5 protein-coding genes and 1 pseudogene are annotated in these 6,000 nt (G+C 64.5%); 5 read left to right on the plus strand and 1 reads right to left on the minus strand.

All coding sequences use genetic code 11. The annotated features are described in order from the left end of the window. Nucleotides 1–34: 34 nt before the first annotated feature. Nucleotides 35–472: a winged helix-turn-helix transcriptional regulator gene (locus tag AC3EO7_RS36185; RefSeq protein ID WP_431972497.1), complete on the minus strand. Its 438-nt coding sequence runs from the start codon at nt 470–472 to the stop codon at nt 35–37. 132 nt (nt 473–604) lie between these two features. On the opposite strand from AC3EO7_RS36185, the gene AC3EO7_RS36190 reads away from it, so the two are divergent. From AC3EO7_RS36190 to AC3EO7_RS36210, 5 genes and pseudogenes are all read left to right on the plus strand, one after another. After that, nucleotides 605–1,477, plus strand: coding sequence for an aldo/keto reductase family oxidoreductase (locus tag AC3EO7_RS36190; protein WP_431972496.1), 873 nt, complete (start codon nt 605–607; stop codon nt 1,475–1,477). Nucleotides 1,478–1,511: 34 nt separating this feature from the next. Further along, nucleotides 1,512–1,814, plus strand: a pseudogene (locus AC3EO7_RS36195) (ISL3 family transposase); the annotation flags it as partial. 312 nt (nt 1,815–2,126) lie between these two features. Beyond that, nucleotides 2,127–2,261, plus strand: coding sequence for a hypothetical protein (locus AC3EO7_RS36200; protein ID WP_431972495.1), 135 nt, complete (start codon nt 2,127–2,129; stop codon nt 2,259–2,261). A gap of 1,040 nt (nt 2,262–3,301) precedes the next feature. Continuing rightward, nucleotides 3,302–3,697 carry a diguanylate cyclase domain-containing protein gene (locus tag AC3EO7_RS36205; protein ID WP_431972494.1) on the plus strand — a complete coding sequence of 132 codons (396 nt, stop codon included), beginning with the start codon at nt 3,302–3,304 and terminating at the stop codon, nt 3,695–3,697. 148 nt (nt 3,698–3,845) lie between these two features. Beyond that, nucleotides 3,846–6,000, plus strand: a 2,155-nt coding sequence (locus AC3EO7_RS36210; protein ID WP_431972493.1) for an AMP-binding protein, incomplete at its 3' end; no start/stop codon positions are given.

A 6,000-nucleotide genomic window follows, 5' to 3' on the forward strand; every position in this document is an offset into this window, starting at 1 on the left:
GGGTGTGGTGGTATCTGACGGTTCGAGGTGTTGGTTACGAGACGCGAGCGTCGTAGGTCGCGCGGTATAAGAGGACTTCGTCCATGTGGCTCTGCGCCCATGATCTGAGTCCGCGGGTCAGGTGGTGGAGGGAGAGGCCAAGGTCGGTCACCTTGTAGGAGACGGTGACGGGGACGGTTGGCGTCACGGTGCGGGTGATCAGGCCATCACGTTCCAGCGACCGCAATGTCTGGGTCAACATCTTCTGGCTGACTCCCGCCAGCAGGCGCGAAATCTCGGAGTAGCGCATCGCCCTCGCATCGCTCGCCGCACCGGGCTGGTCGGAAGCGTCGCCCCCGAGCGCGCATAGAACGAGCACAACCCACTTGTCCGAGATCCGGTCGAGCAGTTGGCGACTGGGGCATGCCGCCAAGAACGCGTTGTATTCCACCTTGGCCTGCGCTCGCCGCTGAGCGGCGCTTGTCGTCCCCAACCTGATCACACCTATTCCTGAGAGTGAGTTACGCACCTTGAGGTGCCTACTTCCGGATAGGAAGTAACTCCCCAATGATGGTCCGAGGTGGCGACACGCGCCACCTCGGATCAGAGAGCAGAACGAAGCACGATGAACGCATCCCCCACCTCACTTCCCGGCGGCACCTGGACTCTGGGCGATTCGCCCGTCACCCGCTTCGGCTACGGCGCGATGCAGCTCGCGGGCCCGTGGGTCATGGGCCCGCCCGCCGACCACAACGGTGCCCTGGCGGTACTGCGCGAGGCAGTCGAGGCCGGGATCACCCACATCGACACCAGTGTCGCTTACGGCCCGCAGGTCACCAACGAGCTGATCCGCGAAGCCCTGCACCCCTATCCTCGGTCGTTGTTCATCGCCACCAAGGTAGGGGCGAACCGCGACGCGCAGGGCGGCTGGCCCACAGCCCGGCGGCCCGAAGACCTGCGCAAGCAGGTCCACGAGACCTTGCAGTCCCTCGGTCTCGAGGTGCTCGACCTGGTCAACATGCGTATGGGCAATGCCGAAGGCCCCCAGCCCGGCTCGCTCGCAGAGGCGTTCGGGATGCTCGTCGACCTACAGCAGGAAGGTCTGATCCGCCACCTCGGCGTCAGCAACGTCACCACCGAGCAGGTCGCCGAGGCCCGGCGCATCGGACAGATCGTATGCGTGCAGAACATGTACAACCTCGCCCACCGCCACGACGACGACCTCATCGACCGACTCGCCGCCGCCGACATCGCCTACGTACCGTTCTTCCCCCTCGGGGGTTTCACGCCGCTACAGTCCGCGGCGCTTTCGGGAGTCGCCGACCGGCTCGGGGCAGCACCGATGTCCGTCGCGCTGGCCTGGCTACTGCGGCGCTCCCCGAACATCCTGCTGATCCCGGGCACGTCATCGACTGCGCATCTGCGCGAGAACATCGCCGGCGCCGGGCTCGCCCTCTCCGGCGAGGATGTGGCCGAACTGGACAGCATCGGCCGCTGACCAGCCAACGGGAGGCGTCGAAGCAGCGTCTGACGTGAACGACGCTAGTCCTGGTCGGGGTCTCTCCCGCGTTGACCTGACCACTTTCTGTCGACTGGACGAGCTCGGGCTCGAAGTCACCGGCCAGCGGCTCGATCCCGACCGCGCGGTCCTCGCATGCCGTGTCGTCGAACCGAACCAGTGGTGTCGATGCTGCGGCTGCGAGGGCGTGCCTCGCGACACCATCCTGCGCCGGTTGGCGCACGAACCATTCGGGTGGCGGCCCACCACGATGCACGTTACGGTCCGCCGATACCGGTGCAACGGCTGCGGTTACGTGTGGCGACAGGACACCAGCCCACAGCAGGTCAGGGGCGTAATCGGAAGAGTGCGCCCCCTCTGCGTCCACACCGCGGTCCACACACACACAAGGAATCTGAGAGGATTCGGCTGACGCAAGGACCCATGCAATGACTACAACTCCCCGCGTACGTGTTCGCAAGGACGGCTGCGATGTCGCCGAGGGAGTCCATGAGTTTGCGGATCTCCGTCTCGGTCAGCCGAGGGGTGCTCGGCAGGTTCTGTAGATCTACTTGGGCCGCCGCTTCGGCCCTGCTCGACATCACGCTGGCGAACGCCAGCTTGGTGACATCCTCCGAGGTGCTGCCCGTTGCGGGTGAAATCCGATCACCCGGGCAACAATCATGTCGTGCCGCCGTCGATACCCACTGCCGAGAAACACCTCGAAGCGGTCGTGGCCGAGCTGCGCGGTCAACGCCTCGCCGATGTCGTGTACTACCCGTAGAACCATCGACGACGACGGTCGGCTCGCCGTGGAGTGGGATTTCGGCGACTGGCACGAACCGACGATGGGCGTTGAACTGATCACCCATATCGGTCACCGATACGCGGCGATCTGGAACAACACCTCACCGAATCGGAACTGAGAATCTTCCCGAAGCCGATGGTCGACTTCTTTTGCAGCGGACCCGGAGGCGCTGCCACGGGGCCGGTATCCGACCACCCGCGGTGGGCCGGGCCGATCGGCAAGAAGATCATCGCCGCTGATATCTGCTGGGAACACGATCCCCGCGGGACGATCCGAGCGCCAGCAGCTACCCGACTCGGCTTCCGAAGAAGCGTGGTCTGGTTCGCCCCAGGCGTCTCAGTAGACACAGGATCGGCAACAAGCTTCTGGTTCGGCACCGACGACTTTATGATCATCTTCACCCCGGAAATGAGCTCATGACCGACCGGAATCCCGGAAAGTCGCTGAACCTCCGGCTGCTCACCCGGAACGCGGCCATCCAACCTCACCAATCCACTGGTATTGACAATGTCTCGCGTGTGTATTTCGGTGGGAGCTGGGGTGAAACCGGTCGCGTGATGCGAACCGCCTCAGCGAATGCTGCAAACAGTACAGCGAAGGGCGTGGTCGGCAGTGTCTGTGCATGCAGATGACCGGACAGCATCAGGGCTTGATGTGCCAGAAACTGATCTCGCGGTCCTCACCGAGGATTGTCCAACTTTGAAGTTCCGGGGCAGATTTGCAGACATCGAAGCGTTGAGCACAGGCGATTCGACGCGACTGCTACCGATCGTGGATGAGACGACTCCGATCCGGAGAGCTGAGATGGCCCCTCCCGGACGAGAAGTCGCGCTCGTTCTCGGAAGCAATGGATTCGTCGGGGCGCATCTGGCTGCCAGATCGACTCGGGAACCGGGAATTGCTGAAGATTCGACGCGTCTACCTGATCGAAGGCGATGTGCACCCGTGTCGAGGGTGCCGCGATCGTGCGCTGGTCCTCCGGTCGTGCGCAGAACTCGATACGAGGACAGCTCGCCATGACAGATGTCGACTATTGCGTGATCGGCGCAGGCTTCGCTGGATTGACCGCCGCACTACGCCTGAAACAGGCCGGCCGATTGGTAGCGGTGCTGTCCGCCGCGATCGGCCGGATCGACGCCGAAACCCGGGTGCGGCATCAGAGCCTGCACGACCCGCTCACCGGGCTGCCGAACCGCACCGCGGCGTACCGGTGGATCACCGCCGCCCTGCACACCGCCCACCGCGAGCGCACCCTGCTCGCGGTGCTGCTGGTCGATGTCGACGACTTCGAGGTCGTCGACGACAGCCTCGGGCACGCCATCCTGCAACGGCTCGGGCGGCGGCTGGCAGGGGCGGTCCGCCCGGCCGATACCGTCGCCCGCCTCGGCGGCGACGAATTCGTCCGCGTCTGAGAGGACATCGGCACCGCGGACACCGCGACCGCCCTGGCCGCCCGGATCACCACCGAATTGGCCCTCATCCAAATGCTCGGCTGATTCAGAAGTTGAAAGTAGCGGAAGGCCAACTTCGATGGTTGCTCGGTCTGAGAATACGGTGGGGGTGACGACGGCCATGTATCCGCTGTCGCCGGCACAGTACGGCGTCTGGCTGGCGGAGAAGGTGTCGAGCGGCGTGTCGTTCAATATTGCCCATTACCTCGAAATCACAGGTCCTGTCGACGTCGGTTTGATGGTTCGGGAGGGACTTGACGCGACTGCGGAGCTGAAATCCGGGCGATTCCGCTTGGTCGAAGTAGACGGCATTCCCTATCAGTGGGTGGAGGGGGTGCAGTCCTACGAGGACGGTGTTCTCGATCTCAGCTCGGAGCTGGATCCGGTTCGTTCGGCTAGGGAGTGGATGCGTGCCGACTACAGCAAACCGGTGGATCTGCTTCGTGACGAATTGTCGGAAACCAAGCTGATCGTGCTGGCAGATGGTCATTACTTCTGGTATTCACGGGTCCATCACATCGCGATGGACGGATACGGCGGACTGAATGTCACTCGTCGCATCGCGCAGCGGTACTGCGCCGCAGTGGAAGGTCGGCAGCCGTCGACGCTGAAGACGGTGGACCTGGAAACGCTGTATGGAGCGGAGCGCGAGTACCGCGAGTCCGGTCGGTTCGTTGCGGATCGTCAGTACTGGGCGGAGCGGGTTGCCGGTCTCCCGGAGCCAATCAGCCTGTCGAGACGATCGGCTCCGCCGGCCGCCTACGATCTGGTGAGCGGGCAGGAGTTGGGTCCGGAGCTGACTGCCCGGCTGGAGGCGATAACCCGGGAGAACGGGCAGAGTCCAGCGCAGGTTGTCGTTGCCGCGATCGCGGCGTTCCTGTCTCGCATGGCGAATACCTGCGACGTCGTGATGAGTCTTCCCGTCACGGGTCGGGCGAACGCTGGTGCGAAGCAGGCTGCGGGAATGTTCGCGAATCTTCTCCCGATCCGATTCCACGTCGGTGTGCGGACGACGATCGGTGAGCTGGTCGCCGAGTCTGCGCGGGAGCTGCTCGGGGCCCTGCGTCATCAGCGGTATCGCTACGAGGACATTCGCCGTGATGCGAATCTGCTGAACACCATCGGGGCTGTGTTCGGTCCCGTTGTGAATCTCATGCTGTTCGATTCCGAGTTGAATCTCGGGGAGGCGACGGCTACCTATCACATTCTGCGGTCCGGGATATTGGACGACCTGCAGATCAATGTTCATGGAAGCGGTCATGATGCCGCCTTGTCGATCGACCTCCACGGAAATCCGAACAGATACACCCAGGAGGACCTGGACCGTCTTCACAGCAGGTTCATCGACTTCATCGGTCGTTTTCTTCATGCGGAGCACGACACCGAGATATCACGGTTGAGCCTGCTCGATGTCGAGGAGCGGAGCCGGTTGGTGCCGGTGCGGGGTGCGGCGGCGGTGGTGGGCCGGACTCTGCCGCAGATCTTCACGGAGGCGGCGGGGGTGGATCCGGGTGCGGTGGCGGTGGTGTATGGGGCGCGATCGCTGACCTATCGAGAGCTCGACGAATGGTCGAGCCGGGTGGCGCGGGTGCTGATCGGCCGGGGGGTGGGCCCGGAGTCGGTAGTGGCGGTGGCTGTGCCGCGGTCGGTGGAGTCGGTGTTGGCGGTGTGGGCGGTCGCCAAGGCCGGGGCCGCGTTCGTGCCGGTGGATCCGATGTATCCGGCCGAGCGGATATCGCACATGCTCACCGATTCCGGGGCGGTGGTGGGTATTACGCTCTGCGAGCAGGCGGGTGCACTGCCGGGGTCGGTGGGGTGGTTGGTGCTCGACGATGCGACGGTGCGGGCCGAGTGTGCTCGGCAGTCCGGTGCGGTGGTGACCGATGCGGATCGGGTCGGCCCGTTGCGGGTCGACCATCCCGCGTATGTGATCTATACCTCCGGCTCCACCGGCGTCCCGAAGGGGGTGGTGGTGCCGCATCGGGGGGTGAGGAACTTCGCCGTCGAGCAGCTCGAGCGATATCGTGCGGGGTCGTCGTCGCGTGTGTTGCATGCCGCCTCACCGAGTTTCGATGCGTCGGTGCTGGAGTTGCTGATGGCGTTCGCGGCGTCGGCGCGGTTGGTGATCGCACCGGCGCAGGTGCGCGGCGGTGCGGAGCTGGCCGGGCTGATCGCCGGGGAGGGGGTCACGCACGGCTTCCTGACGCCGACCATGCTGGCCACGCTCGATCCGGGGGAGCTGTCCGGGTTCGGGTGTGTGGTGG

Source organism: Nocardia sp. bgisy118 (assembly GCF_057708605.1).

What these genes read in the sequence shown, in the direction of transcription:
- AC3EO7_RS36190 (WP_431972496.1), top strand. Translation starts at nt 605, where the DNA reads ATGAACGCATCCCCCACCTCACTTCCCGGCGGCACCTGGACTCTGGGC.
- AC3EO7_RS36205 (WP_431972494.1), top strand. Translation starts at nt 3,302, where the DNA reads ATGACAGATGTCGACTATTGCGTGATCGGCGCAGGCTTCGCTGGATTG.